This window comes from Asanoa ishikariensis (assembly GCF_900107455.1).
Lineage (GTDB): Bacteria > Actinomycetota > Actinomycetes > Mycobacteriales > Micromonosporaceae > Asanoa > Asanoa ishikariensis.
Window position 1 is genome coordinate 229,132 of the sequence record NZ_FNQB01000006.1, and the last position, 13,007, is coordinate 242,138.

The window sequence follows — 13,007 nt, forward strand, 5'->3', positions numbered from 1 at the left end:
TAAATGTACGACCGGTCGGTCGGTTACCCGAGTACGGTGATCGAGTGACCATCGACGGCCGGATCGCCCGCGGCGACCGCACCCGAGCGGCCGTGCTCGACCGCGCGGTCGCCCGGGCCACCGCCGACGGGCTGGACGGGCTCTCCCTCGGCCAGCTCGCCACCGACCTGGGCGTGAGCAAGTCGGGCCTGTTCGCACACTGGCGCTCCAAGGAAGAGCTCCAGCTCGCCACCGTCGAACGGGCCCAGGAGCAGTTCCTCGAGCAGGTGATCCGCCCGGCGTTGACCGCGCCGCGCGGCGTTCGCCGGCTCTGGGCCCTGCACGACCGGCGGATCGCGTTCTACGAGACCGATCTGCTTCCGGGTGGCTGCTTCTTCGCCAAGGTGCAGTTCGAGTTCAGCGTGCGGCCCGGCGTGGTCCGCGACCGCCTCGCGACCACGTTCGCTCTCTGGTCCGACTTCGTCGACAACCTCGCCCAACTCGCCGTCCGCGAGGGGGACCTGCGCGCCGAAACCGACACCCGGCAACTGGCGTACGAGCTCGAGTCATTCGCGTTGACCGCGGTCATGCAGTCCCGGCTGCTCTCCCCCGAGATCGCCTACCGATATGCGCGCCGCGCGGCCCACGACCGCCTGCGCACCCTCGCCACCGATCCCGACCTGCTACCGGAGGACCCGGCATGACCACCACCACCATCGAGTACGGGCACGCCGAGCGGGTCCGCATCCACTACGACGACCTCGACTCCATGGGGATCGTGCACAACTCGCGGTACGCGCTGCTCCTGGAGCGCGCCCTGACGGCGTACTGGGAAGAACGCGGTTTCGGCATTGTCGACGGACGGCCGACCGCACCGGACGTGTTCCACGCGGTCGCCGAGTTCGCGATCCAGTACAAGGCGCCCATCCGCGGCACCGGCGACGTTCTGATCCACTTCTGGCTCGACGCGTTCGGCACGTCCAGCGGCGTCTACGGCTTCCGGGTCACCTCGGTGGACGGCGCGATTGTGCACGCCGAGGGACGGCGCTCGATCGTGCGCCTCGATCCGGCGACGATGCGCCCGACCCCGTGGACGCCGGCCGCCCGGGCCGTTGCGGCACCGTTGCTCAAGCCCTCAGCCAGGTCGGAAGAAGCGGCGTAAGAGGTCGGCGGCCTCGGTCGCGAGCACCCCGCCGTAGACCTCCGGCCGGTGCGTCAACCGCCGGTCCCGCACGACGTCCCACAGCGAGCCGACCGCGCCGGTCTTCGGCTCCCAGGCACCGAACACGACGGTGGACACCCGCGCCAGCACCAGTGCGCCCGCGCACATCGTGCACGGCTCGAGCGTGACGACCAGCGTGCACCCGTCCAACCGCCACCCGCCGAGGGCCGCCGCCGCGCGCCGCATGGCGACGATCTCCGCGTGTGCCGTCGGGTCGCCGGTCAGTTCCCGCTCGTTGTGCCCCACCGCGATTTCCTTGCCAGCCGCGTCGAGCAGCACCGCGCCGACCGGGACGTCGGCGGCGTCGGTCACCGCGGCCTCGGCCGCGACCGCCAGCGCCCGCCGCATCCACTCCTCGTGGCGGTCGCGCCGTGGCGCCGTCACGCCTCCCGCAGCTCCTCGACCTCGTCGCCGCAGCCGACCGTCTGGCAGACCTCGGCGGTGACGTCGGCGGGGAGGAGCCCCTCGCGGGTGCACAGCTCCAGCAGCCGACGGGCCGACACACCCAGGTCGGCCAGCAGGTCGGCCTCACCGACGGGGTCGGCGTCGGGATCCGCGGCGGGCTTGTCGGGGTCGGCGGTCTGCTCGACCACGTCGTCGATCTCGATCGCCGGCGCCTTGAGGTCTCCGACGAGCAGGTATCCCAGTCGTGACTCCTCGGCGAAGGCCGAGTCGGAGCCGAAGATCCGCAGGTCTTCGCCCTCGTCGAGGCGCATGACGACCAGATAGGTGTCGTCGGACTCGACGAACAGCAGCGAGATGGCCGCGTCCAGGTCGACGTCACGAAGTCGGTCGGCGACCTCTTCGATGTCGCCGACGCCGTTCAGGTTGACCTCGGCAGCGGTCCAGCCGGCCGAACCGCGGACCGCGGCTCCAGCGAAGTACGACACGGCGTATGCCCCCAATTACCCCGGTGGCGCGCGGCCCCGCCGTGCACCGGCATTCCATTACGACGTGACGGTAGTCGGTCGGACCGGCGCTAGCCCGGCCAACGCCCCGAAGGAGGTACTGGTCAGCTCGCCAGCCGGCGCCGGGAGGCGATCAACTCGCGCAGCCGGTCACCCTGAGCCCGTCGAGGCTGGCTGCGCTCGCGCACCGACTTCGCTCCTGCGAGCTCAGCCAGTAGCTGCATCCGGCGGCGGCTGCGCTCAGGGTCCAGCCGCTGCACTTTCCAAGCCATGGCGGCAGCGTCTCCGATGCTCGAGCGGTTAGTCAAGGCCGGTCGCACTGTGCACGCAATCCCCTACGCAGCGCGGCTTTTCGGCCACCACGGGTCGCGGTGCGAACACGGCAGGTCACCACAATGGCCAGTCGCCGCGGGTCAGCCAGGTCACACCGACGACCACCGCCGCGATGCTCCAGCCGAGCGCGGTGGCGGCCGCGATACCCGCGGCCACACCACGGTCACCGACCTTGGCCAGCACCAACGCCACCAGCCAGCCGATCCCGCCGGCGAGCAGGGTCCAGTAGACGTAGCCGTTGACGGTCGAGTCGACCACGCCGAAGGCCAGCAACCAGACCGCGCCCGCGCCCGCACCGGCGGCCACGGCGCCACCCCGCACGGCATGCGGTTCGCGATAGGTGGGACGGGTTCGCGTCGAGGGGAACAAACCCGATGGCGGTGTACGCGGAGCGCCCGCGGGCGGCATCGCCTGTTGCGTCATCGGAACCCCCTCTCGAACCCGTACCCACCCTACCGAGCGCCGTCGGGCCCTCAGCCGAACTGCGCGAGCCGGGCCCGGGAGGCGCCGCGGATCGTGGTGAACGCCCCACCGGCGACCACCTTGTGCAGGCTGTTACTGGCGGCCATCGTGTGCACCCCGCTCGACCCGTTGCCGTCGGCGGCCCAGGGCAGCAGCGCGCCGCCGGCCTCGTTCGCCGCGGCCAACTTGATGCGGCGGGTGTTGCCGTCGGTGCACGAGCCCTTGTCGCCGGTACGGGCCGACTTGCACACGTTGTCGTAGTGGCCGCCGATGTAGACGACCTTGTCGAGCACCGCGACCGCCTGGGCGTCTCCGTCCATGGTCAGGGTCCAGCGTCCGGCACCCGAGGTGGTGAACGCACCGAGCCGGCCGCCGGGCCCGCCCATCGCGGCGTAGATGCCCGAGGCACCGACCGCGACCGCGTGCACGACCTCGCTGGCCCGCGAGGTGAAGCCGGTGTCGACCGCGCCGGAGGTGGTCAGCGCGGCGAGGTGCCGCGTGCCGGACCCACCGCCGATCGAGCCGAACTGGCCGCCGACGTAGATCCGCCGACCAGACACGACGACCGACTCGACGGTGTCGTCGGCCCGCGGACGCCAACCCGCGATCGGTGCGCCCGTGTTGGGGTCGAACGCGGCGAGGCGGTGGATCGCCTGGCCGTTGAGGCTGGTCATCGTGCCACCGGCGTAGAGGCGGCCGTTGCCGACGGCGAGCGAGTACGGCATGCCGGTCAGCGACTGCTTGAAGGAGTTGTGCACCGCGCCGTTGCCGGCGTCGAGGCGTGCCAGGCCGTCCCGGCCGGTGCCGCTGATCGAGGTGAACGCGCCGCCGACGAACACGGCGCGACCCGACACGGCGATCGCCCGGACCGTGCTGTCCGCGGCGGGGGCCCAACCGAGCAGCGCACCCGTGCGGGCGTTGACCGCCGCCAGCCGGTTCCGCGTGACCGTTCGGCCGCCGGCCGTCACGCTGGTGAAGTCGCCGCCCACGTAGAGGGTGTCCCCGGCGTACGCCGTGGCCAGCACCGTCCCGTTGAACGTCGGCAAGGGATCCGGCGTCGCCTTGACGATGGCGGCCAGCGCGGGCGAACCCGGCGACAACAAAGCCGCGGTGGCCGCGACGGAAGCTATGAGACCGGCAAGTTTGCCCCTAAATGTCACGCGGACACCGTATATGGGCGATTCGGTGTAAACGGCGCGCGAAACGCGAACGGCGTCGCCCCGCCGGCATCACGCGCCGCACCGGGTCGAGGTGTGCGAAAGTCGCTCGCGTGGACATCGCGGTGATCGGGTTGGGTCTCATCGGCGGGTCGGCGCTGCGCGCGCTGGCCGCTCACGGGCATCGCGTGCTCGGATACGACGCCGACCCGGCCACCCGGGCAACCGCCCGCACCGCCGCGGCGCGGGCACCGCAGAACGCCCGCTGGCAGGTCACGGGGACGATCCGGGACACCGTCGCGGCTGCCGACCTGGTGCTCGTCGCCGTGCCGTTGCCAGCGTTGCCCCGGGTGTTCGACGAGATCGCCGCCACGGGCTACACCGGGCTGGTCACCGACGTCACCTCGGTCAAGACCCCCGTGCGGATGCTGGTGGAGCAGCGGCTGCAGGCGCGACACCAGCGGCTGTCGGGCTTCGTCGGCGGCCATCCGATGGCCGGCAAGGAGAGCTCCGGGTTCGGCGCGGCCGACGCCGACCTCTTCCAGGACTGCGCCTGGGTGCTCTGCTTCGAGCCCGGCCAAACGTCACTGGGCGACTGGCTGGACCTGGCCGAGCTCGTCATCGGGCTCGGTGCCCGGGTGGTGCCGACCACGGCCGAGGAGCACGACCGGGCCGTGGCCGCCATCAGCCACGTACCCCATCTGCTGGCCACCGCCCTCGCCGCCAGCGCGGCCGACCCGCTCGCCGGCGCCCTGGCCGCGGGGTCGTTCCGCGACGGCACCCGCGTTGCGGCAACCCGGCCGGAGCTGATCGCCGCGATGTGCGGTGGCAACGCCCCCGCGGTCGCGCCGACGTTGGACGGCATCATCGCCGCGCTGCAGGAAGCGCGGGCCGCGTTGGACGCGCCCGACCCGATCACCGCGCTGTTGCCCTGGCTCGCGCCGGGTCACGCGATGCGCGCCGGCTGGCCTCCGCCGCTGGCCGCGCCGTTGGACATCCCCGCCCGCCCCGACGCCCTCCTGCGGCTCGGCCGGGCCGGCGGCTGGGTGCGGGCTGTCGCCGCCGACCGGTCGACGGTCAGCGTGGTCAGACCCGCTCCCCGCGGTCCAGGCGGATTACTCGACGATCTGTGACGATCGCGGTCACCAGGTCGCACGGCGTCACGTCGAACGCCGGGTTCACCGCCGGCACGCCAGTGATCACCTCGGCGCCGTCGCGGTCCTCGATCTCCACGTCGGCGCCGGTCGGGGTGTCCACGTCGACGGTCGACTCCGGCGCGACCACCACGAACGGAATGCCGGCCCGCCGGGCGCCCAACGCGTGCGCGTAGGTGCCGACCTTGTTGACGGTGTCACCGTTGCCGCAGATCCGGTCGGCGCCCAGCACCACGACGTCCACCTGGCCACGCGCCATCAGGAACGGCCCTGCGCCGTCGACCGCGACCCGGAAGTCGATGCCGAGCTGGTCGAGCTCCCACGCGGTCAACCTGGCCCCTTGCAGCAGGGGCCGCGTCTCGCTGGCGATCACGGGACCGAGCCCGCCCCGGCGGTGCAACTCGGCCACGACGCCCAGGGCCGTGCCGCCGACGACCGCCGCGAGGGCACCGGTGTTGCAGTGGGTCAACACCTTTGGTGCCGCGCCGCAGAGCTCGGTCAACAGGTCCGCGCCGCGGGTCGCCATCGCCGCCGACGCCGCGATCTCCTCGTCGCGCAACGCGTCGGCCTCGGCGAGCACCGCGTCGAAGCCCTGCGGCAGCCGCGCCGCCGCCCGTCGCGCCCCGCGGGCCAGGTTGACTGCCGTCGGCCGCGCCGTCGTCACCAGGCGCACGGCGGCCGCGAGCGCGTCCGCGTCGCCACCGTGTTGCTTGGCCGCCAGCGCCACGCCGTAGCCGCCGGCCACCCCCAGCGCCGGTGCGCCGCGGACCGCGAGCGAGTGGATCGCGTCGACCAGTTCCTCGACGGTCCCGATCCGCCGTACCTCCAGCCGGCCAGGCAGTTTGGTCTGGTCGATGAGCTCGATGGCCCCGTCCACCCAGTCGATCGTTCGCATGACGCCAACGCTAACCGGGGTCGGTGCCGGGGCGCTTTGCCCAGTAGGTTCGGAGCGTGACGACCGCGCGTGACCCTGTCGCCGATCTCCGGCGCATCGCGTTCCTGCTCGAACGGGCCAACGAGGCGACCTATCGCGTACGCGCGTTCCGCTCGGCGGCCAAGACACTCAGCGGGCTGCCGGCCGGCGAGGTCGCCCAGCGCGCCGCGGCCGGCACGCTCACCGAACTGTCCGGCGTCGGCGACGTGACCGCCCGTTGCGTCATCGAGTCGCTGGCCGGCGAGGAGCCGGTCTACCTGCGCCGCCTCAACGCGACCGAGGGTGTCGATCTCGACGACGCGGCCGCGGCGTTGCGCTCGGCGCTGCGCGGCGACTGCCATACCCACTCCGACTGGTCCGACGGCGGCTCGCCGATCGAGGAGATGGCGCTCGCGGCGGTCGAGCTAGGTCACGAGTACGTCGTGCTGACCGACCACTCCCCCTCGCTGAAGGTGGCGCGGGGTCTGACGGCCGATCGGCTGAAGCGACAGCTCGACTACGTGGCCGCGGTCAACGAGGCGTTGCCGGAGGGCTTCCGGATCCTCACCGGCATCGAGGTCGACATCCTCGCCGACGGCTCGCTCGACCAGGAGGACGAGTTGCTCGCCCGGCTCGACGTGGTCGTCGGCTCGCTGCACAGCGGGCTGCGTGACGAGAGCGCCAAGATGACCCGCCGGATGCTCCGCGCCGTCGAGAACCCGCACCTGGACGTGCTCGGCCACTGCACCGGCCGGATGGTCGCCAACCGGCCCGCGGGTGCCGAGGGTCCCGGCGACCGCGGCCACCGCAAGCGGCTGCGCCCGCCGTCGGACTTCGACGCGGCGGCCGTTTTCGCGGCGTGTGCCGAGCACGGCAAGGCCGTCGAGATCAACTCGCGCCCCGAGCGGCAGGACCCGCCCAAGCGCCTGATGCGGCAGGCGCTCGAAGCAGGCTGCGTCTTCACCATCAGCACCGACGCGCACGCGCCAGGACAACTCGACTGGCAACGCTTCGGCTGCGAACGCGCCGCCCTGTGCGGCGTGCCGGCCGACCGCGTGGTCAACACCTGGCCAGCCACCCAACTCGTGGACTGGGCCGCCGGCCACGAGCGCTAGGCCCTAGGCGCGCTCGGCGGCTAGCTCGGCTTCCGGAGCGACCGCGGCGGGCCGGGGTCGCTTGCGGCTGGCGATCAGGCCCTGCGCGACCGCGACGCCGACCAGCACGATCAGCGCGCCGACCGGCTGGTGCCAGGTGATGTGCTCGTCGAGGGCCAGCACGCCGAGCACGACCGCGAAGATCGGGATCAGGTAGGTGACCATCGACGCGGTGGTCGCGCCGACGATTTGGATGTTGCGCATGTTGAGCACGAAGGCGAGGCCCGTGCCGACCGCGCCGAGCGCCAGGATGCTGGCGATCGCCTTGCCCGACAGGTCGCCGAGCGGGGTCGGTGCACCGACCGTCAACGGCGCGACGATGGCCAGCGCGACTGTCGCCGTGATCAGTTGCCCGGCCGCCAGCGCGAGCCCGGACTCGCCGCTGTCACTGATGAACCGCTTCGTGTAGGGGATCGCCACCGCGTAGCAGGCCGCCGCGGCGATGCACATGAGCTGGCCGGTGAACTGCGCGCCGCCCAGACCCTCCCAGACGCCGAGCACGACCAGCACACCCAGGAACCCGATCACAAGCCCGACCGCCCGGTTGACGGTCATCCGCTCGGTGCGGAACAGGTAGACCGCGAGCGGCAGCACGAGCAGGGCGGTCGTGGCGTTCCAGATGCCGGCGAGGGACGACGAGACGCGCTCCTCGCCGTAGCCGAAGAGGGTGAACGGCATCGCCGTGCCCACCACTCCCGTGACCGTCAGGTGCCCCCACAGACGCAGGTCGCGGGGCAACCGGTCGCGGGTCGCGGCAATCACGACGAGCAGGGTCAGTACGCCGGCGAGCACCCGGCCGAGCGTCACGTAGAGCGGATGTAGCTCGGCCACCCCGACCTTGATGAACAGGAAACTCGATCCCCAGATCACGCCGAGGAGCAGGAAACCCGGAAGCCAGCCGCGGGGGTCGGCCTTGTCAGGAGTGGTCGCGGTGTTCACCCATGACACTCTGCCCTATGGGTACGACAAGAATCGCGCGCTTTTCGGACCTGTCCCTCGACTCGTCCCTACCGGCCGCCCGCACGCCGAAAATCGTCTGACCGGTGCCGTAGGGTCGAACGCGTGGGACGAATCGATGACCTCGCTAACCGTTACGTCGATGAGTGGGCGCCGCTCAACCCAGCCGGCGCCACCTTTGTCGGCATCAAGGGCTTCGACGACAAATTCGAAGACCTGTCGCCCGACGGCTTCGCGGCCGGCGCCGACCTGACCAGGCGCACGCTGAGCGACCTGGTGACCATCGAGCCCGGCACCGAGTCCGAGCGGGTCGCCAAAGAGGCGATGCAGGAACGGCTCGGCCTGGAGCTGGCGCGCTACGACGCCGGAGAGGTCACCAGCGAGATCAACGTCATCTCCAGCGCCCTGCACGGGCTGCGTGGTGCGTTCGACCTCATGCCCACCGAGGGCGCCGACGCGGTCGGCAACATCGCGGCGCGGCTCAACGCCTTCCCGCGCGCGGTCGAGCAGCTACAGGTGACGCTGCGCGAGGCCGCCGCACAGGGCCACGTCAGCTCCCGCCACCAGATGATCGAGGTCGCCAAGCAGTGCGACATCTGGACCGACCCGGCGCGCGACAACTTCTTCCACGCCCTCGCCGACCGGCTCGACGCCGACGGCGCGCTGCGCTCCACGCTGAGCCAGGGCGCGGCCGCCTCCACCGCGGCGACCCAGGCGTTCGGCGTGTTCCTGCGCGACGAGCTCGCCCCGCTCGGCCGCGACAAGCAGGCCGCCGGTCGTGAGCGCTACCAGCTCGCCTCGCAATACTTCCTCGGTGCCCAGGTCGACCTCGACGAGACCTACGCCTGGGGCTTCGAGGAGCTGGCTCGCCTGGAGGGCGAGATGCGCAAGGTGGCCGCCCAGATCGTCGGCTCCGGCGCGACGATCGACGACGCGGTGCGCGCACTCGACGCCGACCCGGCCCGGCGCATCCATGGCAAGGAGGCCTTCCGCGACTGGATGCAGAGCCTGGCCGACAAGGCGATCGCCGAGCTGCACGGCACCCACTTCGACATCCCGGAGCAGGTCCGCCGCATCGAGTGCATGCTGGCGCCGACCAGCGACGGCGGCATCTACTACACCGGCCCGAGCGAAGACTTCAGCCGCCCTGGCCGCATGTGGTGGGCCGTGCCGGGCGGCCAGACCGATTTCTCCACGTGGAAAGAGGTCACGACCGTCTACCACGAGGGCGTCCCGGGCCACCACCTCCAGGTCGCGCAGACCGCGGTGCGCACCGAGCTGCTCAACCGCTACCAGCGCCTGCTGCTGTGGGTCTCCGGCCACGGCGAGGGCTGGGCGCTCTACGCCGAGCGCCTGATGGACGACCTCGGCTACCTGTCCGACCCGGGCGACCGCCTGGGCATGCTCGACGCGCAGGCCTTCCGCGCCGCCCGCGTCATCGTCGACATCGGCATGCACCTCGAGCTCGAGATCCCGCGCGACAACCCGTTCGGCTTCCACCCCGGCGAGCGCTGGACCCCGGAGCTGGGCTGGGAGTTCATGCGGGCCCACTGCCGCGTGCAGGACGACGTGCTCCGCTTCGAGCTCAACCGCTACCTCGGCTGGCCGGGCCAGGCCCCGTCCTACAAGGTCGGCGAGCGCATCTGGCTCCAGGCTCGCGACGACGCCAAGGCTCGCAAGGGCGCCGACTTCAACCTCAAAGAGTTCCACCGCCAGGCCCTCGACCTAGGCTCCGTCGGCCTCGACCCGCTCAAGGCCGCGCTGGCGCGCCTCTGACCGCAGCCGCACGGGAGTGGTCGCGGTGCGGCCGCTCCCGTGCGCTCAGGGCCCGACAGGCCATAGGCTGCACGGCGTCATGTCCGCATTGACCCGCCCACCAGCCACTCCGACGAACGCCACCGGCCGGCGCATCGCGACCGCCGGCGCCGCCGTCGCGATCGCCGGCGCCCTGACCAACGCGCTGGGCTACCTCGTGCCCGTCATCGGCGCCCGCCAACTCAGCAGCGCCGACCTCAGTGCCCTGGCCACCATGCTCGGCCTGACCGCCATCGCCTCCGTGCCCGGGCTCGGTCTCCAGATCGCGATCGCCGTGCACCGGGCGCGCAACGGCGCCGGCCAGACCGCTCGGATCAGCCTGCTGACCTCCCTCGTCTGCGCCGGCACGCTCCTGGTCCTCGCCCCGGTGCTGGTGCGGCTGTTCGACCTGCCGGCCAGCTACACCCTGCTGGCGGCGCTGGCCACGGTGCCGACCGTGCTCGCGGGCCGTTGGCTCGGCGAACTCCAGGGTGACCAGCGCTTCCTCCGGCTGGCCGCCGGCATGGCGATCCTCGCGATCGGTCGCTACGCGGGCCTGATCGGCGGCCTGGTCGCCGGCGCGGGTCTCACCGCGTCACTCGTCGCCGGCGCCGTGGGAGCCTGGCTGATCCCGCCGGCCCTGGCCATCCTCGGCAAGACCGACCAGCCGCACGTCGCCGACGCCATCCGCGCCCGCGAGGTGCTCACCGCCTGTTCGGCGACGCTGGCCATGCTGGTCGCCTCGTACGCCGACCTCCTGCTCGCCCGGCACCTGCTGACCCCGGACGCCTCCGGCGCGTACTCGGTCGGCACGGTGTTGACCAAGGGTGCGCTCTGGGCACCGCAGGTGGTCACCGTGCTGGCCCTGCCCCGCCTCGCTCAGGGCAACCGCCGCGCGCTGCGCACCGCGCTCCTGCTGGTCGGTGCCAGCGGCGCCATCCTGATCGCCGCTTCCGCGGTGGCCGGCGGCTTCGCCTTCGGGTTGGCCGGCGGCGCCGACTACACCCACCTGGGCCGCTACGCACCGGTCTTCGCCGCGACCGGCGCCCTCTACGCGCTGGTCTTCGTGCTGGTCAACGACCGCGTCGCCACCGCGACCAGATGGGCCTCGGCCCCCGTCTGGGCGGCCTGCGCCACGCTGGTCGTGGTCGCCGAGTTCATCGCGCCGCACACCCTCGCCGGCGTCATGTGGAGCGCCCTCGGCGCGGCAGCCCTGGCGATAACCCTGTGCGCGGCCGGCAACGCGGTCGACAGAATGAAGCGGTGACCGCCGCGCTGTCACGTGGCGCGCCCCCCACGCCGCCGCCCTGGCGATAACCCTGTGCGCGGCCGGCAACGTGCTCAACAAAATGACGCGATGACAACCGCGCTTCCGCAAGCCGAGCCTGCGCATCCCGGACGAGGCGTTCCAGGTCGTCAAACTCGGCGCGTACGAGGAATGGATGACCGGCACCCTCGTCTACGCGGAGCCGTTCTGGGCCCTGCGTAGGCCTACTGGACGCTCAGGCCTGACACGTCGGGCACCAGTAGGAGTTGCGCCCCGCCAACCCGGCCCGCGCGATCGCGGTGCCGCAGATCAGGCACGGTTGACCGGTGCGGCGGTAGACGTAGACCTCACCACCGTGCCGGTCCACCCGCGGCGCCCGACCCATCGCCTCGGGCAGGTGCGCGCTGTGCACAGTGTCGATCCGCCCCCGCGAGACCCCCTCTGCCATCAACCCGCACAGGTCGGTCCAGAGCGAGGACAGCACAGCGGAGGACAGCGACCGGCCAGGCCGGGTCGGCCCGATGCCGGCCCGGAACAGCACCTCGCTGGCGTACACCAACCCGACCCCCGCCAAAAGCGACTGGTCGAGCAGCAGCCCCGCGACGGCCGAGGAGCTGCGCCCGATGCGTGCGAGGGCAGCGGCCGGATCGGCGTCGGAACGCAACGGGTCCGCACCGAGCCGCGACCGCAACGCCGCGACCTCCGGCGGGGTCAACACCGAGCAGTCCGTCGGCCCGCGCAGGTCGAGCCAGTGCCCACCGCCGACCATCCGCATCCGCACCTGCCCGACCGGCGGCTCCGGGGCCAACCCGGCCCCGTCGGTCACCGTGCCGTAGAGCCCGAGATGCACGTGCACCGTCGACCCGGAGTCGTAGTGGTGCAGCAGATGCTTCCCGTGCGCCTCGGTCGAGGTCAGCAGCCTCCCCGACAGCAGCGCGGCCCCGGAAGCGAAGCGGCCCTGCGGGCTGGTGAGCTCGACCTTGTGCCCGACGAACAACGAGCGATGCCGGGCCGCCAACCGATGGATCGTGTGACCTTCCGGCATCCGAACCTCAGGGTGCGTCGGGCGCCGCCTGCTCAGCCGCAGGAGACGGGGAGCCTGTGGTCCCGCCGCTGACCGTAGCCGTCGCCGTGATCGTCTTCTTCGCCACGGGGCCTCCGCCGACGGTCATCAGCAGATATGTGTGCTTGGCGGTCTCCCCCGGACCCCAGTCGCCGCAGGAGAACGAGAACGACTGCGACCCCGAGGCGTCGAACGTGTCGTAGACGCCCGGGCCGTCGACCGAGATGGTGACCTTGTCGGTGCCGGTCACCTTCCACTCGACGGTGACCTCGCGGCCGTTGGGCCACTGACCGGACGGGCAATGCGGCTTCTGCGAGATCCGGAAGTACTGGATCCACGGATCCTTGCGCTGCTCGCCGCCGTTCGAGCCGCCGTTCTCGCCGCCGGCCGGCTCGATGGCCGTCGCCGAAGGGCTAGGGGTCAGGTCGGCGTCGGTGGGGGTGTCCTCGCCGATCACGTACGACGCGCCGGTGGGCGTCTCGGCTCCGAGGTTGTTGCCGGGTTTCTCACCGCACCCGGTCAACAGCGTTGCCGCAACGGCGGTGAGCAGCACGAGTGGGGTGCGGAAGGTCCTCATGGCTTAACACGGTAGGAACCGATCGAGCCGGGCGAATCCCGCTTTCGTGCCGCTTCACCGTCGCGTT

Annotated in this window: 15 protein-coding genes; 6 read left to right on the plus strand and 9 right to left on the minus strand. The window is 72.0% G+C overall.

What is annotated here, in order from left to right:
• Window positions 1–44: 44 nt before the first annotated feature.
• Both BLV39_RS40515 and BLV39_RS40520 read left to right on the plus strand, forming a co-directional pair.
• Window positions 45–683, plus strand: coding sequence for a TetR/AcrR family transcriptional regulator (locus BLV39_RS40515; protein ID WP_090804503.1), 639 nt, complete (start codon window positions 45–47; stop codon window positions 681–683).
• Window positions 680–1,141: an acyl-CoA thioesterase gene (locus BLV39_RS40520; protein WP_090804505.1), complete on the plus strand. Its 462-nt coding sequence runs from the start codon at window positions 680–682 to the stop codon at window positions 1,139–1,141. The genes BLV39_RS40515 and BLV39_RS40520 overlap by 4 nt, the downstream gene beginning before the upstream one ends.
• On the opposite strand, the gene BLV39_RS40525 is transcribed toward BLV39_RS40520, so the two are convergent.
• The 5 genes from BLV39_RS40525 to BLV39_RS40540 form a co-directional block, all read right to left on the minus strand.
• A complete protein-coding gene (locus BLV39_RS40525; RefSeq protein ID WP_373315309.1) occupies window positions 1,115–1,633 on the minus strand; it encodes a nucleoside deaminase in 519 nt (172 codons plus the stop codon). The two genes, BLV39_RS40520 and BLV39_RS40525, sit on opposite strands and share 27 nt — an antisense overlap.
• Window positions 1,582–2,091, minus strand: coding sequence for a tRNA adenosine deaminase-associated protein (locus BLV39_RS40530; protein WP_090804507.1), 510 nt, complete (start codon window positions 2,089–2,091; stop codon window positions 1,582–1,584). Before BLV39_RS40530 ends, BLV39_RS40525 begins: the two co-directional genes overlap by 52 nt.
• Before the next feature lie 122 nt (window positions 2,092–2,213).
• On the minus strand, window positions 2,214–2,381 hold the full coding sequence (locus BLV39_RS43470; protein WP_176985342.1) for a hypothetical protein: 168 nt from the start codon (window positions 2,379–2,381) through the stop codon (window positions 2,214–2,216).
• A 115-nt stretch (window positions 2,382–2,496) separates the two neighbouring features.
• Window positions 2,497–2,748, minus strand: a complete 252-nt coding sequence (locus BLV39_RS40535; protein WP_239083667.1) for a hypothetical protein — start codon at window positions 2,746–2,748, stop codon at window positions 2,497–2,499.
• A gap of 167 nt (window positions 2,749–2,915) precedes the next feature.
• Window positions 2,916–4,064 carry a hypothetical protein gene (locus BLV39_RS40540; RefSeq protein WP_239083668.1) on the minus strand — a complete coding sequence of 383 codons (1,149 nt, stop codon included), beginning with the start codon at window positions 4,062–4,064 and terminating at the stop codon, window positions 2,916–2,918.
• A 110-nt stretch (window positions 4,065–4,174) separates the two neighbouring features.
• Here BLV39_RS40540 and BLV39_RS40545 point away from each other — a divergent pair, with 110 nt between their 5' ends.
• The gene (locus tag BLV39_RS40545; protein WP_090804509.1) at window positions 4,175–5,194 is read left to right on the plus strand and encodes a prephenate dehydrogenase/arogenate dehydrogenase family protein; all 1,020 of its coding nucleotides are present in this window, start codon (window positions 4,175–4,177) and stop codon (window positions 5,192–5,194) included.
• On the opposite strand, the gene mtnA is transcribed toward BLV39_RS40545, so the two are convergent.
• Entirely contained in the window at window positions 5,148–6,110 is a 963-nt protein-coding gene (mtnA, locus tag BLV39_RS40550; RefSeq protein ID WP_090804511.1) for an S-methyl-5-thioribose-1-phosphate isomerase, read from the minus strand. The genes BLV39_RS40545 and mtnA overlap by 47 nt on opposite strands.
• Window positions 6,111–6,166: 56 nt before the next feature.
• Here mtnA and BLV39_RS40555 point away from each other — a divergent pair, with 56 nt between their 5' ends.
• Entirely contained in the window at window positions 6,167–7,243 is a 1,077-nt protein-coding gene (locus tag BLV39_RS40555) for a PHP domain-containing protein (RefSeq protein ID WP_090804513.1), read from the plus strand.
• 3 nt (window positions 7,244–7,246) lie between these two features.
• On the opposite strand, the gene BLV39_RS40560 is transcribed toward BLV39_RS40555, so the two are convergent.
• On the minus strand, window positions 7,247–8,221 hold the full coding sequence (locus BLV39_RS40560) for a DMT family transporter (RefSeq protein ID WP_090804515.1): 975 nt from the start codon (window positions 8,219–8,221) through the stop codon (window positions 7,247–7,249).
• 123 nt (window positions 8,222–8,344) lie between these two features.
• On the opposite strand from BLV39_RS40560, the gene BLV39_RS40565 reads away from it, so the two are divergent.
• Together BLV39_RS40565 and BLV39_RS40570 are read left to right on the plus strand one after the other, a co-directional pair.
• Entirely contained in the window at window positions 8,345–10,015 is a 1,671-nt protein-coding gene (locus BLV39_RS40565) for a DUF885 domain-containing protein (RefSeq protein ID WP_090804517.1), read from the plus strand.
• A 79-nt stretch (window positions 10,016–10,094) separates the two neighbouring features.
• Window positions 10,095–11,300, plus strand: a complete 1,206-nt coding sequence (locus BLV39_RS40570) for an MATE family efflux transporter (RefSeq protein ID WP_090804519.1) — start codon at window positions 10,095–10,097, stop codon at window positions 11,298–11,300.
• Between the two features lie 235 nt (window positions 11,301–11,535).
• On the opposite strand, the gene BLV39_RS40580 is transcribed toward BLV39_RS40570, so the two are convergent.
• Window positions 11,536–12,345 (minus strand): Fpg/Nei family DNA glycosylase, encoded by an 810-nt coding sequence (locus tag BLV39_RS40580; RefSeq protein ID WP_090804521.1) that lies wholly within the window; start codon window positions 12,343–12,345, stop codon window positions 11,536–11,538.
• Between the two features lie 7 nt (window positions 12,346–12,352).
• Window positions 12,353–12,940: a hypothetical protein gene (locus BLV39_RS40585; protein ID WP_090804523.1), complete on the minus strand. Its 588-nt coding sequence runs from the start codon at window positions 12,938–12,940 to the stop codon at window positions 12,353–12,355.
• Window positions 12,941–13,007 lie beyond the last annotated feature (67 nt).

Bases quoted from the DNA above. Each gene is read 5' to 3' on its own strand.
- BLV39_RS40580 (WP_090804521.1), bottom strand. From the start codon at position 12,345: ATGCCGGAAGGTCACACGATCCATCGGTTGGCGGCCCGGCATCGCTCG.
- BLV39_RS40570 (WP_090804519.1), top strand. From the start codon at position 10,095: ATGTCCGCATTGACCCGCCCACCAGCCACTCCGACGAACGCCACCGGC.
- mtnA (WP_090804511.1), bottom strand. From the start codon at position 6,110: ATGCGAACGATCGACTGGGTGGACGGGGCCATCGAGCTCATCGACCAG.
- BLV39_RS43470 (WP_176985342.1), bottom strand. From the start codon at position 2,381: ATGGCTTGGAAAGTGCAGCGGCTGGACCCTGAGCGCAGCCGCCGCCGG.
- BLV39_RS40585 (WP_090804523.1), bottom strand. From the start codon at position 12,940: ATGAGGACCTTCCGCACCCCACTCGTGCTGCTCACCGCCGTTGCGGCA.
- BLV39_RS40520 (WP_090804505.1), top strand. From the start codon at position 680: ATGACCACCACCACCATCGAGTACGGGCACGCCGAGCGGGTCCGCATC.